Below are 17,746 nucleotides of genomic sequence, written 5' to 3' on the forward strand. Positions count from 1 at the left end.
CGCCTGCCCACAACCAGGAAGGTGAAACGCAGGGCGCGCCCCGTCAGGGGCGCGGGGAACTGCGCGACAAGCCCCCACCGGACCCGCAGCCGCGCGCGCAGCGCAAGCCGCACCCCGGTGGGCGCCGCAAAGCCCAGCGGCAGCGCTACGGCAGCGTCACGGCCTGATGAGGACCTTCAACGCCGTCCGGTCCGCCATCGCGCCGTACCCCGACGCCACCCCGTCCAGGTCCACCGTCATGTCGAACACCGGCGACGGGTCGATCGTCCCGTCCAGCACGTCCGGGAGCAGTTCGGGGATGTAGGCGCGGACGGGCGCCACCCCGCCCCGTACCGCGATGTTCCGGTCGAACATCAGCCGGAGGTCCAGTGCGTTGCCGCTGCCGTGCGGGACGCCGACGTAGCCGACGGCGCCGCCCGGCCGGGCGATGCGCAGAGCGGTGCCCATGGACTGCTCGGTGCCGACGGCCTCGATCACGGCGTGGGCACCCTGACCGCGCGTCAGCTCCCGTACCGCGGCGACCGCGTCGTCCCCGCGCTCGGGGACGACGTCGGTGGCGCCGAACTTCCGCGCGATGGCTGCGCGCGCCTCGTGCCGTCCGAGCGTGATGATCCGCTCGGCGCCGAGCCGCTTGGCGGCCAGCACCGCGCAGAGACCGACCGCGCCGTCGCCGACGACGGCGACCGTGGCCCCGGGGCGCACGCCCGCGCCCAGCGCGGCGTGGTGGCCGGTGCCCATCACGTCGGAGAGGGTGAGGACCGCGTCCAGCAGCCTGCTGTCGCCGTCGTGGGTGTCGGGGGCGAGCTCCTCGGGGATGCGCACGAGCGTCGCGTCGGCGAACGGCACGCGCACCGCCTCGCCCTGGCCGCCGTCGGAGCCCGGGTCGTCCCAGAAGCCGCCGTGCTCGCACGAGGTGGTCAGGCCCTCGACGCAGTAGTCGCACACGCCGTCGGACCACTTGAAGGGCGCGACGACGAGCTGCCCCGGCTTGACCGACGTCACCTCGGAGCCGGTCTCCATGACCATGCCGAGGAACTCGTGGCCGATGCGGCTGCCGGGCTCCACGGCCGTCTCGCCACGGTAGGCCCACAGATCGCTGCCGCAGATGCAGGACCGCATCACCCGCACGATGGCGTCGCCGGGCCGCTGGATGCGGGGGTCCGGCACCTCCTCGACGCGGATGTCGTACGGGGCGTGGATGGTTGTCGCGCGCATGGTGCTGTCCTCTGTCGCTCGCCGCTCAGGCCGTCATGCTCATGAAGTCGTATGGACCTCACGGTACGCCCGCACCCCACGCGTCCCGGTGGCCGGTGCCGCCCGCAGCAGCCCCTCCGCGAGCAGGAGTTGCGCGGCGAGATAGGTGAGCATGACCCAGAACTGGGGCGCGGGCGCCTGCGGCCAGTCGGCCAGGCCGCTCGCGAGGAGGGTGTCGGACAGCAGGAACAGCGCCCCGCCCGCCGCGACCGGCAGCAGTGCCCTCGTCGCTCCGAGCGCCATCGCGGTCAGCAGCAGGCTGTAGAGGAGGACGGGGACGCGCAGCCGGTCCTCCAGGCCGGGCCACAGGAGCACCACCGTGACCAGCCAGGCCACGCCGTACGCGGCGGCCAGGCCGTACGTCCGCGGGCCGCGCGGGCCGCCGTGCCGGGCGCACAGGACGAGGTAGCAGACGTGCCCGGCGGCGAAGCAGCCCATGCCGAGCAGGAAAGGGGTGTCACCGCCGACGCCCAGCAGGGTGTCGCCGCCGCACCCGCACAGCAGCGCGGCGGCCAGCAGCCGGGGCCCGCCGCGTACGAGGACGGCCGCGGCGAGCAGCGGCATCAGCGCGGGCTTGGTGACCGGCGCCAGGGCCGAGCCCGCGAGCAGCGCGCCGAGGTGGACGCCGCAGACGGCGAGGAAGGCGAGCCGGAGCGCGCGGACGACGCGGTCGCCTCCCGGGCGTACGCCCCTCACGCGGCCCGCTCACGGACGGGAGCGGAGGCGGAAGCAGGATCGGCCGTTCCGGACGACACCTCGCCCTCCGGCCGCACCGGCTGCCAGCCCGGCCCGCGGAACACCCGGCCCGCCCGCTCCCGCCAGTCGCGCGCCGCCCTCAGGTCGCGCAGGACGGCCGCGTACTCGTGGGTGGCCACGCGCAGCGGGTTGTAGGTGTGGATGTTCTTCGTCAGACCGTAGACGGGGCGCTCGGTCTCGGGGACGAAGGTGCCGAAGAGGCGGTCCCAGACGATGAGGATGCCGCCGAAGTTGCGGTCGAGGTAACCGCCCTGCGAAGCGTGGTGCACGCGGTGGTGGGAGGCCGTGTTGAGGACGTACTCGAAGGGCCGGGGCAGCTTGCGCACGCGCTCGGTGTGCACCCAGAACTGGTAGACGAGGTTCACCGACGCGCAGAACGCGACCGCGGCCGGATGCACGCCGAGCGCGATCATCGGCAGATAGAACGGCCACACCGTGAGCGTGGTCCACGGCTGGCGCAGCGCGGTGGTGAAGTTGAAACGGCGGCTGGAGTGGTGCACGACGTGGCACGCCCACAGGATCCGTACGACGTGGTGCCCGCGGTGCGACCAGTAGTAGAGGAAGTCCTGCGCGAGCAGCATCAGGAGCAGCGTCCACCAGTGCACGGGGACGCGCAGGGGGGTGAGCTCGTAGAGGGCCGTGTAGACGGCGACGATGGGGATCTTCCAGAGGGCGTCGAAAAACAGACTTCCCACGCCCATGGTGACGCTGGTCGCCGCGTCCTTCGCCCCGTACCCGGCATCCCCGGTCCGCTCCGCGGGGCGCAGCCGGTAGCTCACCAACTCCACTGCGGTGAGCAGGACGAAGGCCGGTACGGACCACAGCGTCACATCGGGAAGGTGCGGCATGGCGGCACCATAAAACCGCCGACGGGCGTGCGGCTAGGGGTTGTTACCGTCGGGTACCGGCCAGTGTTACCGAAGGTCGCCCCGACGTGCCCCGGCCATCCTTCCGGGTGACGCGGATCACTCGGCGGGCCCGGTGGCCGCGCCGCCCCCGCACCGCACGGGCCGCGTTGTCAGCGGGGCCCCGTATTCTCTGTGACCATGCCCGTAGACAGCACCACCGACGAATCGCCGACCCCGTGGCCGGCCGCGTACCCCGACAGGTACGCGGTCGTCGACGTGGAGACCACGGGCCTCGCCCGTGACGACCGGATAGTGTCGGCCGCCGTCTACCAACTGGATGCCCGCGGGCGGGTGGAGGACCGGTGGTACACGCTGGTCAACCCCCAGCGCGACCCCGGCCCGGTGTGGATCCACGGACTCACGTCCGAGGTCCTGGCCGACGCGCCGCTCTTCCGCGACATCGCGGGCGAGCTGACGGAGCGGCTGGACGGGCGGGTGCTCGTCGCGCACAACGCGGCCTTCGACTGGTCGATGCTCGCCCGTGAGTACGCGCGGGCCGACGTCACCGCGCCCGTGCGGCAGCGGCTGTGCACCATCGCGCTCTCCAAGGAGCTGCGGCTGCCGCTGCCGAACCACAAGCTGGAGTCGCTCGCCGCGCACTACGGCGTGGTGCAGGAGCACGCCCACCACGCGCTCGACGACGCGCGGGTGCTGGCCGAGGCGTTCCGCCCGAGCCTGGAGCTGGCGGCGGAGACCGGGCTGCGGCTGCCGCTGCTGGCCTGCCAGCCGCTGACGGAGTGGTCGGACTCGCCCGCCGCGGGCTCGTCCCCCTCCTTCGGCTACCGGCCGTCCTCCTACCGGTCGGCGAGCGCGAGCTGGCGCCCCAGCCGCAAGCGCCCGCCGTGCCCGTACCCCAACCCCGGGCGTTACAAAGAGGGCGAACAGCTCATTCAGGGCATGCGGGTGGCGTTCTCCGGTGACACGTCGATCGACCGCGAGCTGCTGGAGGACCGCACCGTGGAGGCCGGGCTGCACGTCGCGACCAGCGTCTCCCGGCTCACCAGCCTCCTGGTGACCAACGACCCCGGCTCCCCCACGTCCAAGTCCGACCGGGCGCGTTCGTACGGCACCCCGGTGATCGACGAGGCGGCCTTCATACAGCTGCTCTCGCACGTGCTCCCGGCGCAGCGCCGCGACAGCTGAGGCAGGGCCCAGGCGCCGGGGCGGACGGCGCGACCCGATGGCGAGGGGGCGGACCGTGCCAGGTACCGTCACAGGGGTGTACCGCTTCCTGCTGACCCGGCAGTGGGTGATCCTCACGCTCGTGGGGCTCGCCCTCGTCCCGGTGATGATCAAACTGGGCTTCTGGCAGTTCCACCGCCATGAGCACCGGGTCGCGCACAACGACCTGGTGGCCCGCAACCTCACCGCCTCCCCGGTGCCCGTCACCGAGCTGACCGGGCCCGGCAGGGCCGTACGCGGCGACGACGTGTGGCGCGCGGTGACGGCGAGCGGTACGTACGACACCAAGGACGAGGTCGTCGTCCGCCAGCGGACCGACAAGGACGGGCAGCGCCAGGGCTACTACGTCCTCACCCCGCTGGCCATGGACGGCGGCCGGACCGTCCTCGTCAACCGTGGCTGGATCCCGGCGGACAACGACCTGACGAAGTTCCCGGCCGTCCCGGCCGCGCCCGCCGGCAAGGTCACCGTCACCGGGCGGCTGAAGGCCGACGAGACCGGTTCCAGCGGCATCAAGGACACCAAGGGCCTGCCGCCCCGCCAGGTCATGCGCATCAACAGCGAGGCGCGGGCCGAGGCGCTGGGCCGTCCCGTGCTCGGCGGCTACATCGAGCTCACCGCCCCGGACCCGGGCGCCAAGGGCCCCCAGCTCGTGCCCGAGCCGGACCACGACAGCATCGGCCCGCACATGGCCTACGCCGTGCAGTGGTGGCTGTTCACCGCGTTCGTGCCCGTCGGCTGGATGATCCTGGTCCGCCGGGAACTCAAGGACCGCGCCGCCGCTGCCGCCAAGGCCGCCGCGGACACCGCGGACACCGCCCCGGCAGATGGAGACGGGGACGGGCCCGAGGTCGCCCGGACAGCCGCCGTCCCGGAGTAGCTCCCCCGCGATCAGGGAAGACGCTCCGCGTGGCAGCACGCATCGAGGACTACGCCCTGATCGGTGATCTCCAGACCGCCGGCCTGGTGGGCCGCGACGGCTCGGTCGACTGGCTGTGCCTGCCGCGCTTCGACTCCCCCGCGTGCTTCGCCGCGCTCCTGGGCGACGAGGAGAACGGCCACTGGCGCATCGCCCCGGAAGGCGCCGGCTCCGGGGAGTGCACCCGGCGCGGCTATCTGGAGGACTCCCTCGTCCTGGAGACCGTGTGGGAGACCGACGACGGCACGGTCAAGGTCGTCGACTTCATGCCGCAGCGCGACCGGACGCCCGACGTCGTCCGCGTCGTCGAGGGCGTCTCCGGCTCCGTCGCGATGCTGAGCGTCCTCCGGCTGCGCTTCGACTACGGCTGCGTCGTGCCGTGGGTACGGCGCTCCCACGGCCACCGGGTCGCCGTCGCCGGGCCCGACTCGGTGTGGCTGCGCAGCGAGCCGCCGGTGCACACCTACGGCCGGGACTTCAGCACCCGCTCGGAGTTCACGGTCTCCGCCGGGGAGAAGGTCGCGTTCGTCCTGTCCTGGCACCCCTCGCACGAACCCCGGCCGGAGCGGACCGACCCGCACGAGGCGCTGCGGAGCAGCCTGGCGGACTGGCGGGAGTGGGCCGCCCGCTGCACGTACCGGGGCCCGCACCGCGCGGCCGTGCTGCGCTCGCTGATCACCCTCAAGGCCCTCACCTACGCGCCGACCGGCGGCATCGTCGCCGCCCCCACCACCTCGCTGCCCGAGGAGATCGGCGGCGTGCGCAACTGGGACTACCGCTACTGCTGGCTGCGCGACTCCACCCTCACCCTCGGCACCCTGCTCACCGCGGGCTACGACGAGGAGGCGCGCGCCTGGCGCGACTGGCTGCTGCGCGCGGCCGCGGGCGACCCCGCCGACCTGCAGATCATGTACGGGCTCGGGGGCGAGCGCAGGCTGCCCGAGGTCGAGCTGGCCTGGCTGCCGGGCTACGAGCGGTCCGCGCCCGTACGGATCGGCAACAGCGCGGTCCGCCAGCTCCAGCTCGACGTGTACGGCGAGGTCATCGACTCGCTGCACACCACCCGGCGCTGGGGGCTGCCCGTCGAGCCGCACGCCTGGAACATCCAGCGCTGCCTCATGGAGTTCCTCCGCGAGCACTGGCGCGAGCCCGACCAGGGCCTGTGGGAGGTCCGGGGCCCGCGCCGCCACTTCGTCCACTCCAAGGTGATGGCCTGGGTGGCCGCGGACCGTGCCGTGCGCACGCTGGAGGACGGCCCCGGGCTCAAGGGCGACCTCGCGGGCTGGCGGGAGATGCGGGACGAGGTGCACCGCGAGGTGTGCGAGGAGGGCTACGACCCGGAGCGCCGCACCTTCACCCAGTCCTACGGCTCCCGCGAACTCGACGCGGCCACGCTCCTCATCCCCCGCGTGGGCTTCCTGCCGCCGGACGACCCCCGCGTCCTCGGCACCGTCGACGCGGTCCGCCGCGAGCTGACGCACGGGGGGCTCGTCCGCCGCTACAGCGTCGACGGCAGACCGGTCGACGGCCTGCCCGGCGGCGAGGGCGTCTTCCTCGTGTGCTCGTTCTGGCTCGCCGACGCCCTGCACCTGACGGGCCGCGGCGACGAGGCCCGGGAGCTCTTCGCCCGGCTGCTGTCCCTGCGCAACGACGTCGGCCTGCTCGCGGAGGAGTACGACCCGGAGGCACACCGGCAACTGGGCAACTTTCCCCAGGCGTTCAGCCATATCGGCCTGGTGGGCACGGCCCTCGCCCTCGCGGGGGACGGCAGGGCACACTGACGGCATGGATCTTGGACTGAAGGACCGGGTGTACGTCCTCACCGGCGCGAGCCGCGGCCTGGGCAACGCCACCGCGCGCGCCCTCGTCGCCGACGGGGCGAAGGTGGTGCTCTCGGGGCGGGACGAGAAGGCCGTGACCGCCGCGGCGGAGGCGCTGGGGCCCGCCGCGGCCGGCGTCGCCGCGGACAACGCCGACCCCGCGGCGGCCGGCCGTCTCGTCTCGGCCGCCCGTGAGCGCTTCGGCCGCTTCGACGGCGTCCTCATCAGCGTCGGCGGCCCGCCCGCGGGCTCGGCGGCGGACATCACCGACGAACAGTGGCGGGCCTCCTTCGACTCCGTCTTCCTCGGCGCGGTCCGCCTGGCCCGCACGGCCGCCGCCGAGCTGACCGAGGGCGGCGTGATCGGCTTCGTCCTCTCCGGCTCCGTGCACGAGCCGATCCCGGGCCTGACCGTCTCCAACGGCCTGCGGCCCGGCCTGGCGGGCTTCGCCAAGTCCCTCTCCGTGGAGGTGGGCCCCCGGGGCATCCGCGTCGTCGGCCTGCTGCCGGGGCGCATCGACACGGACCGGGTACGGGAGCTCGACGCGCTCTCCGGCGACCCGGAGGCGGTGCGGGCCTCCTCCTCCGCGGGCATTCCCCTGCGGAGGTACGGCTCCCCGGAGGAGTTCGGGCGGGCCGCGGCGTTTCTGCTGTCGCCCGCGGCGTCTTATGTGACGGGGGTGATGCTGCCGGTGGATGGCGGTTCGCTGCGAAGCTTCTGACCGGGGCGGGGTCACCCGGAAGCGCGGCCCCCTGCTCCGGGGGCTGCGCCCCCGGGACCCCCGGCGCCTACCGGGGTGCGACTTGCGCTCGGCGCGCGGCTGCGGGGCGGTGGCCGGTGCGCCTACCGGGGTGCGGCTTGCGCTCCGCGCGCGGCTGCGACTTCGTCGTGGCTTGTCGCGCAGTTCCCCGCGCCCCTGAAAGCCGGGGCAGCGCCCCGTCAGGGGCGCGGGGAACTGCGCGGCCCGCCCCCACCGGCCCGCAGGCGCGCGCGACGGCCTCACGACGCAGCCCGGTAGGCGCCCCCGGTCAACCGACCCGTTCCGCGCGGTGGCGGAGTGCGGAGAGGCGGACCCGTACCGGGAGACGAGGGAGACCGGCGGAGCCAGTCGCAGAGGCGAGCACCCCGTCCGTCAGGGAGGACAGCGCCTCGGAGGGGGCCGCCCGAGGCCCCAGGGTCAGAGATACCCGGACCGACGGCGCGGTCCGACGGCCCGTCAGGGCCACCGTGGCGTGCTCGACGCCGTCGAGGGATTCCGCCTCGGCGGCGATGACCTCCTCCAGCGCCGCCCCCCGCACCACCGCGACCTCCCCGTCCCCGCAGTCCACGGTCACCTCCCGCAGACGGCGCCGCCGCAGCTGGGCCAGCAGCCACCACAGGGACAGCAGGACCGCCAGCCCCAGCGCGGCGAGGACGACGGGCCACCACCAGCCCTCCGTCCGCCACGTGCGGCGGTCGGCGTCGGACAGCAGCACGTCGTGCGGCCCCTGGAACGGCCAGGCGGACGGCAGCGAGAGGTGTCGGCGCCGTCGCAGGTCCAGCGCGCCGATCAGCACGGCGGCGCCGAGCGCCACGAGCAGCAGCCCGGCCAGCGCGACCAGGACCCGGTTGACCGTCCTCAGCACCGCGCGCTCACCTCTTCACCGGCCGTCGTACGTGCACGGACACCCCGGGCCGCCGGGCGAGCCCCAACTGGCGTACGCCGTCGGCCAGTACGGCGTCCAGGTCGTTCCGTACGTCGTCCAGGTCCCGGAAGTGGGACAGGGCGCGGGCCCTGATCCGGCGGCGGCCGACGTCGACCCGTACGGACTGCACCCCGGGAACCTCCAGCGCGCGGTCCCGGAGGACCAGGGCCGCCGCCCGGCGGTCGAGCGCGGCCCGTACGTCGGGGGAACCGGCGCGCATCGGCAGCACACCGCGCAGACCGGGGGTGACGGCGAGCAGGACCAGCCACAGGCCGACGAGCACCGACAGGACCGCGCCACCGATCACCCAGGCGTTGTCGAGGTGCCGCGTGGCCAGTTCGTGGGCCAGGCGCCGCCGCCAGCGCATGGCGGGCCGGTGGGCGCGTACGGCCGCCACGTCGTAGAGGAAGAGCCCGGTGACGGCCAGGACGACCAGGGCGACGAGCGCGGCGGGCAGCCGCCGGGCCGACCAGAAGCGGCCGGCGCGGCCGTCGTCGTCCACCCCATCCGCCCCGTCCGCCTCGCCCGCTGGCCCGATGTCCTCCACCGCGGCCGGAATTGGTGGTTCCGGCCCGTCCTCGCTCATCGCACCCGCTCCCGCCCCGCGCCCCGCAGCCGCGTGTGCGGGGAGTGGAGCCGCTCCACGGTGACCGCCACCTCGGGCACCTCCATGCCCGCCAGGGCCCGTACCCGCTCGGCGATCCGACGGCGCACGGCCCCGCACTGCGCGCCGATGTCCGAGGGATAGCCGAGCTCGACGGAGACCCGCACCCGGGCGACGTCCTCGTGCACGGTCACCGTGGCGTACGGGGGCGTGTGCTCGTCGTCCGCGAGCCCCTCCCCCGCGCCTGCACTCTTCAGTGCCTCGCGCGCCGCCTGCGAGGCGATCTTCGCGACGACGCGGTCGGCGATATGGGTCGCCCCGCGCTCAGCAGCTTCCACCACGCGCCCTCACCGCACCCCTGTGTGCCCCTCGTCCCGCGTCCTCACCGCCGCCGCCCGTCCCGCTCCCGCGAGCGGAAGAGATCCCCCGGGTCCAGATCCCCGTCCAGGAACCGGCCCACCACGAAGCCGATCGCCCCCAGGGCCGCCACCAGCAGGAACGCGCCGAATCCGCCGAAATACCCGGCGAAGGCGAGCGCCATGCCCGCGATCATGCCCACCACGGCCATGCTCATCGTGCGCTCCTTACTGGAGCCTCGGCTCCGGCTCGTCCTCTTCCTCGTCGGGCAGCTTGACGTCGGTCACGGCGATGTTGACCTCGACGACCTCCAGGCCGGTCATGCGCTCCACCGCCGAGATGACGTTTTCCCGCACGGCGCGGGCGACATCCGCGATAGCCACCCCGTAATCGACGACGATCTCCAGGTCGAGCGCGGTCTGCACCTCACCGACCTCGGCCTTCACCCCGCGGGCGACGGACTTCCCGCCCCCGGGCACCCGGTCCCGTACGGCGCCGAAGGTGCGCGCGAGGCCGCTGCCCATCGCGTGGACGCCGACCACGTCCCGGGCCGCGAGCCCGGCGATCTTCTCCACGACCCCGTCGGCGATGGTCGTACGGCCCCGGTCGGCGGGCGGGACCCGCGGCTCCTTCGATGCGGACGGCACAGAGTCAGCCATCGTCGATCGCCTCTCTCCCGTGGCGGGACACCATGGCGGGACACCGTGGTGGGGACAACACCGCTCTCCTGCCACCCTAGGCGGGCATCCGGCGCCTCGCGCGGGACATCCGTGAGTCCGGCCGCACTCTGCGGCAGGCTGGGGAACGACGAGGAGGGGTGAGGCGACGGTGACCGCTGATCCATGGGCTCGGGAGGTACGCCGGGAACTCGCGCTCGGCAGGCTGCTGCCGCTCGGCGGGCCTGCGGACGGCTGCTGGATCGCCGAGTCGGCCGCGGCGCGCGTGCTGCGGCGCGCGGCCGCGACACTGCCGGATGTCCGGGTCGGCGCCCTGCGCCTGGGTCTCGCCGACCCGGCCGCGGCCGTCCGCGTCGGCGGCGCCCCGCCGAGCGCGCTCCCCGTGGGTCCACTACGGGTGACAGCCGACTTCGCGGCCGCGGCGGGCAGGCCGTTGCCGCCGCTGGCCGACGCGCTGCGGTCGGTGTTGTGGGAGGCGGCCACGGGAACGCTGGGGCTGTCGTTGGCGTGCGTCGACCTGCGGGTGACGGAGCTCCTGGAGCACGTGGAGGAGGTGGACGACGAGGGCGGGCCCTCCGAGCCCTCCGAGCCCTGCGAGCCCTCCGCTGTGTTGGGCGGTGGTGCGCTGCGGATCACCGTGACAGCAGGCGGCCGCAGCGTTCTGGAGACGGCCAGGGCAGCCGCGGCGGCGAGCCCGGATCCCGTGCCGGTCCTGGTGACGGCGGTACTCCCCTGACCGGGCGCAACGGATCACTACACTGCACGGGTTGCTGATCAAAGGGGGAGGGGCAGCCCGCCATGAGCATGCCGTCGTATCCATCGTTTCCGCCGCCGCCACCGCAGCCGAACCGGGCCGGCCGGTCGGGCTGTCTCGGCGGCTTCTTCCGCTCCGCGCGGGTCAAAGCGCATGCCATTTTCGGCGCCCACGGCCCTGGACGTGTCATGGACCCGACCATCGACGCCGTGCAGAAGTGGCGCGCCATCGCCGGTGCGGTGGCCTCGTTCCTGCTGATCTGGACGTACGGCATAGACGGCGGCTGGAGCGGCGTGTTCGAGGACGGGATCAGCAAGGTCTTCCTGGCGCCGCTGATCCTCCTGCTGGTGGGGCCGCTGGTGATCCTCGGCTTCATCCTCTACGCCCCGCGGCAGCACCGCCCGCTGCTGCGGTCCCGGCTGCGCCACCCGCTCAAGGCCGTCGGCTGGTACGTGGGGGCGCTGGCCACCGGGATCGGCGGCCTCTACCTGGCCAGTCAGGGCAAGGGCTACGCGGAGGAGCTGCTCGGCGGGGCCGCGGGGTATCTGGTGGGGGCCTTGCTGCCGCTCGCGATGCTGCCCGTGCTGCTGTGGATGGCGGCCTTCCTGTTCTTCTCGTCCGGTGCCGCCGCGCGGTACGCCTTCAACACCGCCGACGTGCACGCCTCGCTCCCCGCGATCCTCACCGTGACGCTGGTCTGGGCGCTCAATCTTGTCTCGCTCGGCGACGGCCTGCCCAACGGCCCGGCGGTCGTGAAGGTGGCCGCGTTCCTCGGCGGCCCCCTGTCGGTGACGGCCGTCTCCTGCTGGGAGCTGCACTACCTGCGCTCGCGCTACGGCGTCCGTATCCGCGGCTAGGCGCGTGGGGCGCGCGATCCCTGCTCGCGCGCCCCACGGCCCCGGCTCACTCCCCCAGACCCGCGAGGTCCCGCAGGCGGCGGGCCTGGGCCTGGCGTTCGGCGGCGCGCTGCTCCTCGTAGGTGCGGCCCGTGGCCTCCCGGAGCAGGGCCTTGGTCTCGACGACGGCGTCGCGGGGCGCGGCGAGGAGCGCCGCGGTGAGGTCCTGGACGGCGGAGTCGAGCTCGGCGGCGGGCACGACGAGGTTGGCCAGGCCGGTGCGCTCGGCCTCGTCGGCGTGGACGAACCGGCCGGTCGCGCAGATCTCCAGCGCGCGGGCGTAGCCGACCAGGGACACCAGCGGCTTGGTGCCGGTGAGGTCGGGCACCAGGCCCAGGCTGGTCTCGCGCATCGCGAACTGGACGTCGTCGGCACAGACCCGCAGGTCACAGGCGAGGGCGAGCTGGAAGCCCGCGCCGATCGCATGGCCCTGCACGGCCGCGACGGAGACGATGTCGTTCCGCCGCCACCAGGTGAAAGCCTCCTGGTAGGTGGCGATCTCGGCATCGAGCGCCTCGTCGGAGCCGCGTGCCAGGTCGAGGAAGGACGGCTCGCCGTCGAAGCCCTCGGGGGTGAACGCCTGCCGGTCGAGCCCGGCGGAGAAGGACTTGCCCTCCGCGCGCAGCACCACCACGCGCACGCTGCCCGGCAGCGACCGCCCGGCCTCGGCCAGCCCCCGCCACAGCGCGGGCGACTGGACGTTGCGCTTGGCGGGGTTGGTGAGGGTGACGGTGGCCACCGTGTCGTCCACGGTGAGCTGTATGCCGTCCTGGTCGAGCAGGGTCTTGGGGGCGGTCATCGGGGCCTCCGAATCGGCTGCAGTCGCTCTTGGTTGACTGCACAGTAACCACCCGGCCGACTGCTCGACCGACCGGGTGGCACTGCCCGTACAGACCGTGCCCTTGGAGTGCGCGGTATCAGACCGAGGGGGCCTTCTTGCCGCGCGTCGCTCCGCCGCGACCCCGGAGGATCACGCCGGATTCGCTCAGCATCCGGTGGACGAAGCCGTAGGAGCGGCCGGTCTCTTCGGCCAGCGCCCTGATGCTCGCACCGGAGTCGTACTTCTTCTTCAGGTCTGCCGCGAGCTTTTCGCGCGCGGCGCCGGTCACCCGGCTGCCCTTCTTCAGAGTCTCGGCCACCCGTGCCTCCTCATGGGAGATGCGCCTCTTGTCTCTCATGATCACCCCTCCCCGGCCTCCTGGCCACCCATTCGACAAGGTCCATGGGATGAGGTTTCCGCGATTTCGGGCCGCACCAGGGCCTGGAACAGGCCGTTCCGAACAGTCGCGCTCGTACGGCCGTACGGGTGGCGGAGCGAAGCGGCAGGTCAGGCGGGGCAGCAGTCGCCCATGATGCGAACACCCCGGCGCACGGCACTAGGCGTGCGCCGGAGCACTCGGGGGCACCGTGGTACGAGCCGTACTCACTCAGATGATGGATCACCTGTCGGCCGAATGATCGGGACAGGGACGGCCCGGGCGCCGGGCGCACGCCGGTGCGCCCCGTGCCGGTGCCCGTCGAGGGCCCGGCAACGGCTCCGGCCGGGCCCTTGGCGGGCACCGGCCGGAGGAAGGAGGGAGGGGCGGGGATCAGGCGAGGGTGACGAGATCCGCGTAGTCGGGGCCCCAGAGGTCCTCGACGCCGTCCGGGAGCAGGATGATCCGCTCCGGTTCGAGCGCGTCGACGGCGCCCTCGTCGTGCGTCACCAGCACCACGGCGCCCTTGTAGGTGCGCAGCGCGCCGAGGATCTCCTCGCGGCTGGCCGGGTCAAGGTTGTTGGTGGGCTCGTCCAGGAGGAGGACGTTGGCGGAGGAGACGACGAGCGTGGCGAGCGCCAGCCGGGTCTTCTCGCCGCCGGAGAGCACGCCCGCGGGCTTGTCGACGTCGTCGCCGGAGAACAGGAAGGAGCCCAGCACCTTGCGCACCTCGACGAGGTCGAGGTCGGGCGCGGAGGAGCGCATGTTCTCCAGGACCGTGCGGTCCGGGTCCAGGGTCTCGTGCTCCTGGGCGTAGTAGCCCAGCTTGAGGCCGTGGCCCGGGACGACCGAGCCGGTGTCGGGCGTCTCCGCCCCGGCGAGCAGGCGCAGCAGCGTGGTCTTGCCCGCGCCGTTGAGGCCGAGGATCACCACGCGCGAGCCCTTGTCGATGGCCAGGTCGACGCCGGTGAAGATCTCCAGCGAGCCGTAGGACTTCGACAGGCCGTCGGCCATGAGGGGCGTCTTGCCGCAGGGCGCGGGCTCGGGGAAGCGGAGCTTGGCGACCTTGTCGGAGACGCGCTCCGCCTCCAGGCCGGCCAGCAGCTTCTCGGCGCGGCGGGCCATGTTCTGCGCGGCGACCGTCTTGGTCGCCTTGGCGCGCATCTTGTCGGCCTGGGAATTGAGGGCGGCGGCCTTCTTCTCGGCGTTCTGCCGCTCGCGGCGGCGGCGCTTCTCGTCGGCCTCGCGCTGCTGCTGGTAGAGCTTCCAGCCCATGTTGTAGACGTCGATCTGGGAGCGGTTCGCGTCCAGGTAGAAGACCTTGTTGACGACCGTCTCGACCAGGTCGACGTCGTGGGAGATCACGATGAAGCCGCCGCGGTAGGTCTTGAGGTAGTCGCGCAGCCAGGCGATCGAGTCGGCGTCGAGGTGGTTGGTCGGCTCGTCGAGCAGCAGGATGTCGGCGTCCGAGAAGAGGATGCGGGCCAGCTCGACGCGGCGGCGCTGACCGCCGGAGAGCGTGTGCAGGGGCTGCCCGAGGATGCGGTCGGGCAGGCCGAGGCTGGCGGCGATGGTAGCGGCCTCCGCCTCGGCGGCGTAGCCGCCCTTGGTCAGGAACTCCGTCTCCAGGCGCTCGTACCTCTTCATGGCCTTCTCGCGCGTGGCGCCCTTGCCGTTCGCCATGCGGTCCTCGTTCTCCCGCATCTTGCGCAGGAGGGTGTCGAGGCCGCGCGCGGAGAGGATGCGGTCGCGCGCCAGGACGTCGAGGTCGCCGGTGCGCGGGTCCTGCGGCAGGTAGCCGACCTCGCCCGAGCGCGTGATCGTGCCGCCCGCGGGCTGTCCCTCCCCCGCGAGGCACTTGGTGAGGGTGGTCTTGCCCGCGCCGTTGCGGCCGACGAGGCCGATGCGGTCGCCCTTGGCGACGCGGAACGAGGCGGATTCGATGAGGACGCGGGCGCCGGCGCGCAGCTCGATGCCGGTGGCGGTGATCACTGGACTGCTCCTGGGCGGGCATGAAGAGACGGACGGCGTTGGACGGGGGAGAACGCACCCGCGCGCGGCCCTGCCGCGCGGGAGGCGCGGGGGCGGGCGGCGGAATGGGCCGACGCCGTCTAATGCACGAGGAGGAATGCCATGCGGACCAGTCTAACGGTGAAGCGCAACCCGATTTCGTGGCGCTCGGCTGGCAGCCCGGTGCCCCACTGGGGTAGTCATGGCGCGACGGAACGGGCAGTGCCCCTGACACCACCCCGAAACGGGCACACGACGGACCGCTCATCGATACTCGGGGTGGAAAGGCGGTGACCGTATGCAGTTCGACGACGACACGGACCTCGACACGTCCCAGGTGCAGGACTCGCGGGGCAGCAGGATCCCCGGCGGCGGGGTGACCATCGGCGGCGGGATCGTGGGACTGATCGCCCTGGTGCTGGGGCTCTTCTTCGGCATCGGCCCGCAGGAGCTCGGGCTGAGCGGCTCGGAGCCGGGCGGCTCCCCGTCCGCCCAGGCGAGCACGGCCGAGCAGGTCTCCCAGCACTGCCGTACCGGCCGCGACGCCAACACCAAGGAGGACTGCCGGATCGTCGCCGTGGTCAACAGCGCGCAGACCTTCTGGAGCCAGGAGCTGCCGCGCCGCGGGCACACCTACACCCCGGCGTCCACGGTCCTCTTCACCGCGCGGACGAACACCGCCTGCGGGGCCGCGACCTCGGCGGTCGGCCCGTTCTACTGCCCCGGTGACCACAAGGTCTACCTCGACCTCGGGTTCTTCGACGAGCTGCGCACCAAGTTCGGCGCGAGCGGCGGGCCGTTCGCCCAGGCGTACGTCGTCGCCCACGAGTACGGGCACCACATCCAGAACCTGCTGGGCACGCTGAACAAGGCCCAGGACCGCAAGACCGGCGCCGAGAGCAACTCCGTCAAGGTCGAGCTCCAGGCCGACTGCTACGCCGGCGTCTGGGCGAAGCACGCCACCTCGACCCCGGAGAAGTCCACCGGCCGCCCTCTGCTCACGCAGCTGACGCAGAAGGACATCGACGACGGCCTCTCCGCGGCGGCGGCCGTCGGCGACGACCGCATCCAGGAGAAATTCCAGGGCCGGGTGACCCCGGAGAGCTGGACGCACGGCTCGGCGGCGCAGCGGCAGCAGTGGTTCAAGACGGGCTACACGACGGGTGACGTGGCCCGCTGCAATACGTTCGGCTAGCCGCGGGGCTTGACCGGGTGGGGTTGCTGTAGGGGGAGATTTCTCTGGGGGCTACGCCCCCAGACCCCCGTTCTCGGGGCTCCGCCCCGGACCCCGAGGGGCGAAGCCCCGTCAGGGGCGCGGGGAACTGCGCGACCAGCCCCCACCGGGCCCGCAGACGCGCACCGGGGGCAAGAGGCTCCCCAGTAGGCGCACCCACAAAGATCACGCGCCGCCCGTGTGCACCTGAAAAGCCGCCCTGCGCATCGCCTTCGCCAAGGCCGGATCCGGATGCGCCGCCGCCAGGGCGACAAGGACCTGGACCGTACGCGGATGCCCCACAGCCCGCACCTCCTCCAGGAGACCGGGCACCGTCCCCTGCACGGCGGAGTCCAGGTGACGGACCAGCAGGCGGCTCTCCCCGTGGTCGGCGACGGCCGCGGCCGTGTCCACCCACAGCCACGTCGCCTCCTCCCGGGTCAGCACCTCCGCCGCCTCGTCCGGGTCGCTGCCCTCGTGCTCGGCGAGCCACAGCAGCGCGTAGGGGCGCAGGACGGGCTCCTCCGCGACGGTCCGTACGGCGGGCTCGGCGGGGGCGCCCACCGCGCGCAGCGCCTCGAAGGCGAGGCCGCGGACGAGCGCGTCGTCCCCGCGCGCCGCGTCGAGGAGTTCGCTGACGGCGCTGTTCACGGGGCGGGCGGCGAGCCAGGCGCGGTACTCGGCGCGTGCCGGGCCCGGGGTGAGGTCGGCGCAGCCGCGCAGCATGGCCTCGGCGGACAACTCGATGTGGCCCGCCGGGCTCTGGGCCGCCACGCAGATCTGCTCCAGCTTGACCCAGACCGCCCAGTTGCCGAGCGGGGTGAGCACGGCGGTGTCGTCGCGTACGACGAGCGCGCCCACGGAGGCGAGCCCGGCGAGCGCCCAGTCGAGCAGGCCGGCGAGCGGGTCCCGCCGGTCGGGGCCACCGGCCGCGGCGGGCCCGGGGGCGGGCTCGGGGCCGTCGTACGGCACCTCGCAGCGCTCGGCGCGGATCTCCGCGACGCGCTGCTGGAGGAGGTCGAGGAGCATCGCGACGGACACGGGCCCCGCGGACAGGTGCATGACGGACAGCAGTTGCGGCGCGGCCTCGACGACCTCCGCGGCGATCGTCGCGTCGGTGCCCTCGGGCGCGGGGTGCGCGAGGGACCAGGCGTCGAAGAGCGCGACCCAGCCGCGCAGCACGGCGCCGTCGTCGCGATCCCACGCCGTCAGGCGCCAACCGGGGCGCGCGGTCTCGCCGTGCAGCTCGATGAGCCCGGCGAGGCGGGCGCGGTCCCAGTCGGCCCGTACCTGGCGGGCCGTCAGACGCAGGGCCTCGGCGGCCCGCTCGGCGGCGTTCCCGGCGAGTGTCCCGGCGGGCTCCCCGGCTGTGGCGGGCTTCAGAGCGGTGCCGCGGCCGCGCTCGTCGGCCGCCCAGCGGGCCACGCGGACCGCGCCGACGGGGCCGCCTCTCGCCTGGCGGGCGAGTTCGGCGGGGGCCGGGGTGCCAGCCGAACTCGCCCGCCAGGCGAGAGG

19 protein-coding genes are annotated in these 17,746 nt (G+C 73.6%); 7 read left to right on the forward strand and 12 right to left on the reverse strand.

What is annotated here, in order from left to right:
• Positions 1-156 precede the first annotated feature (156 nt).
• The 3 genes from K6I34_RS12945 to K6I34_RS12955 are packed head-to-tail and all read right to left on the reverse strand — an operon-like array spanning position 157 to position 2,858.
• Entirely contained in the window at positions 157-1,215 is a 1,059-nt protein-coding gene (locus tag K6I34_RS12945) for a zinc-dependent alcohol dehydrogenase family protein (protein ID WP_229325477.1), read from the reverse strand.
• A 39-nt stretch (positions 1,216-1,254) separates the two neighbouring features.
• The gene (locus K6I34_RS12950; protein WP_229325479.1) at positions 1,255-1,950 is read right to left on the reverse strand and encodes a lysoplasmalogenase; all 696 of its coding nucleotides are present in this window, start codon (positions 1,948-1,950) and stop codon (positions 1,255-1,257) included.
• Positions 1,947-2,858: a sterol desaturase family protein gene (locus K6I34_RS12955; protein ID WP_229325481.1), complete on the reverse strand. Its 912-nt coding sequence runs from the start codon at positions 2,856-2,858 to the stop codon at positions 1,947-1,949. Before K6I34_RS12955 ends, K6I34_RS12950 begins: the two co-directional genes overlap by 4 nt.
• A gap of 198 nt (positions 2,859-3,056) precedes the next feature.
• On the opposite strand from K6I34_RS12955, the gene K6I34_RS12960 reads away from it, so the two are divergent.
• The 4 genes from K6I34_RS12960 (at position 3,057) to K6I34_RS12975 (ending at position 7,560) form a co-directional block, all read left to right on the forward strand.
• Positions 3,057-4,061: a DEDDh family exonuclease gene (locus K6I34_RS12960; RefSeq protein WP_229325483.1), complete on the forward strand. Its 1,005-nt coding sequence runs from the start codon at positions 3,057-3,059 to the stop codon at positions 4,059-4,061.
• A gap of 76 nt (positions 4,062-4,137) precedes the next feature.
• A complete protein-coding gene (locus K6I34_RS12965) occupies positions 4,138-4,980 on the forward strand; it encodes an SURF1 family protein (RefSeq protein ID WP_229325506.1) in 843 nt (280 codons plus the stop codon).
• Between the two features lie 29 nt (positions 4,981-5,009).
• A complete protein-coding gene (locus K6I34_RS12970; protein WP_229325485.1) occupies positions 5,010-6,800 on the forward strand; it encodes a glycoside hydrolase family 15 protein in 1,791 nt (596 codons plus the stop codon).
• Positions 6,801-6,804: 4 nt separating this feature from the next.
• Positions 6,805-7,560: an SDR family oxidoreductase gene (locus tag K6I34_RS12975; RefSeq protein WP_229325486.1), complete on the forward strand. Its 756-nt coding sequence runs from the start codon at positions 6,805-6,807 to the stop codon at positions 7,558-7,560.
• A 307-nt stretch (positions 7,561-7,867) separates the two neighbouring features.
• Here K6I34_RS12975 and amaP read toward each other — a convergent pair whose 3' ends face one another.
• From amaP to K6I34_RS13000, 5 genes are read right to left on the reverse strand one after another with little or no spacing between them, the layout of a single operon-like run.
• Complete coding sequence (gene amaP / locus K6I34_RS12980; RefSeq protein WP_229325488.1) at positions 7,868-8,464, reverse strand: alkaline shock response membrane anchor protein AmaP; 597 nt, start codon at positions 8,462-8,464, stop codon at positions 7,868-7,870.
• Positions 8,465-8,471: 7 nt separating this feature from the next.
• Positions 8,472-9,110, reverse strand: a complete 639-nt coding sequence (locus tag K6I34_RS12985; RefSeq protein WP_229325490.1) for a DUF6286 domain-containing protein — start codon at positions 9,108-9,110, stop codon at positions 8,472-8,474.
• Positions 9,107-9,466, reverse strand: coding sequence for an Asp23/Gls24 family envelope stress response protein (locus K6I34_RS12990; RefSeq protein WP_229325508.1), 360 nt, complete (start codon positions 9,464-9,466; stop codon positions 9,107-9,109). Before K6I34_RS12990 ends, K6I34_RS12985 begins: the two co-directional genes overlap by 4 nt.
• Before the next feature lie 44 nt (positions 9,467-9,510).
• Entirely contained in the window at positions 9,511-9,702 is a 192-nt protein-coding gene (locus tag K6I34_RS12995; RefSeq protein ID WP_121797653.1) for a hypothetical protein, read from the reverse strand.
• Between the two features lie 10 nt (positions 9,703-9,712).
• Complete coding sequence (locus K6I34_RS13000) at positions 9,713-10,144, reverse strand: Asp23/Gls24 family envelope stress response protein (protein WP_229325492.1); 432 nt, start codon at positions 10,142-10,144, stop codon at positions 9,713-9,715.
• 169 nt (positions 10,145-10,313) lie between these two features.
• On the opposite strand from K6I34_RS13000, the gene K6I34_RS13005 reads away from it, so the two are divergent.
• Together K6I34_RS13005 and K6I34_RS13010 are read left to right on the forward strand one after the other, a co-directional pair.
• A complete protein-coding gene (locus K6I34_RS13005) occupies positions 10,314-10,898 on the forward strand; it encodes a hypothetical protein (RefSeq protein ID WP_229325494.1) in 585 nt (194 codons plus the stop codon).
• A 206-nt stretch (positions 10,899-11,104) separates the two neighbouring features.
• Positions 11,105-11,773 carry a hypothetical protein gene (locus tag K6I34_RS13010; RefSeq protein ID WP_229325496.1) on the forward strand — a complete coding sequence of 223 codons (669 nt, stop codon included), beginning with the start codon at positions 11,105-11,107 and terminating at the stop codon, positions 11,771-11,773.
• Positions 11,774-11,819: 46 nt separating this feature from the next.
• Here the strand turns inward: K6I34_RS13010 and K6I34_RS13015 are convergent, their stop codons facing one another.
• The 3 genes from K6I34_RS13015 to K6I34_RS13025 all read right to left on the reverse strand — a co-directional run bounded on the left by K6I34_RS13015 (position 11,820) and on the right by K6I34_RS13025 (position 15,000).
• Entirely contained in the window at positions 11,820-12,611 is a 792-nt protein-coding gene (locus tag K6I34_RS13015) for an enoyl-CoA hydratase/isomerase family protein (protein ID WP_229325498.1), read from the reverse strand.
• Positions 12,612-12,729: 118 nt separating this feature from the next.
• Positions 12,730-12,951 carry a helix-turn-helix domain-containing protein gene (locus K6I34_RS13020; RefSeq protein WP_183147306.1) on the reverse strand — a complete coding sequence of 74 codons (222 nt, stop codon included), beginning with the start codon at positions 12,949-12,951 and terminating at the stop codon, positions 12,730-12,732.
• Between the two features lie 450 nt (positions 12,952-13,401).
• Positions 13,402-15,000 (reverse strand): ABC-F family ATP-binding cassette domain-containing protein, encoded by a 1,599-nt coding sequence (locus K6I34_RS13025; protein WP_229325500.1) that lies wholly within the window; start codon positions 14,998-15,000, stop codon positions 13,402-13,404.
• A gap of 316 nt (positions 15,001-15,316) precedes the next feature.
• Here K6I34_RS13025 and K6I34_RS13030 point away from each other — a divergent pair, with 316 nt between their 5' ends.
• The gene (locus tag K6I34_RS13030; protein ID WP_229325502.1) at positions 15,317-16,213 is read left to right on the forward strand and encodes a neutral zinc metallopeptidase; all 897 of its coding nucleotides are present in this window, start codon (positions 15,317-15,319) and stop codon (positions 16,211-16,213) included.
• A gap of 204 nt (positions 16,214-16,417) precedes the next feature.
• On the opposite strand, the gene K6I34_RS13035 is transcribed toward K6I34_RS13030, so the two are convergent.
• The coding region (locus K6I34_RS13035; RefSeq protein ID WP_229325504.1) for a hypothetical protein at positions 16,418-17,746 on the reverse strand (1,329 nt) is incomplete at its 5' end.

Source organism: Streptomyces sp. UNOC14_S4 (genome assembly GCF_020740835.1).
Classification (GTDB): Bacteria; Actinomycetota; Actinomycetes; order Streptomycetales; family Streptomycetaceae; genus Streptomyces.